This window comes from Rhizobacter sp. P2_H2 (assembly GCF_056403375.1).
On sequence record NZ_JBFUFP010001816.1, the window covers coordinates 1 to 563 of the forward strand.

Here is a 563-nt window from a genome sequence, read left to right on the forward strand (position 1 = left end):
GCAGCGCAACGACGTCGAGCAGGACACCGAGATGCAGGTGCGCACCAAGAACCTCGATGCATCGCGCCAGAAGCTGCTGATCGAGAAAGACCAGGAGTTCGCGACGCTGACCCAGCAGCGCGAGATCGAGATCGCGCGTGCCGAGCAGATGGCGCAGATCGCGCAGCAGCAGGCCGAGCGCAGCCGCGAGGCCGAGACGGTGAAGATCGAGGCGGAGCGCCAGGTGAGCCAGAAGCGCATCGTCGCCGAGCGCGAGATCAAGGCGGCCGAGATCGAGAAGAACCTCGCCGTGCAGACGCGCACCATCGAGAGCGAGCGCCAGACCGAGGTGCAGCGCGCCGAGCAGCGCAAGCAGGTCGAGATCGCGCGCCAGGACACGCAGATCGCGATCGCCAACAAGTCGCGCGAGCAGTCCGACGCCGATGCCGCGGCCAACGCGGCGCGCGCCGAGGCGGTGAAGTCGGAAGAAGGCGTGACGACGGCGCGCGAGGTCGCGGTGGCCGAGCGCCTGAAAGAGATCGAGCTGATCGAGGCCGACAAGAATGCCCAGCAGAAGGCGATCG

The 563-nt window shown here is 67.7% G+C and carries 1 pseudogene; it reads left to right on the forward strand.

Annotated features, from left to right (window positions below):
• A pseudogene (locus tag AC1D15_RS36375) lies at positions 1-563 on the forward strand (flotillin family protein); the annotation flags it as partial.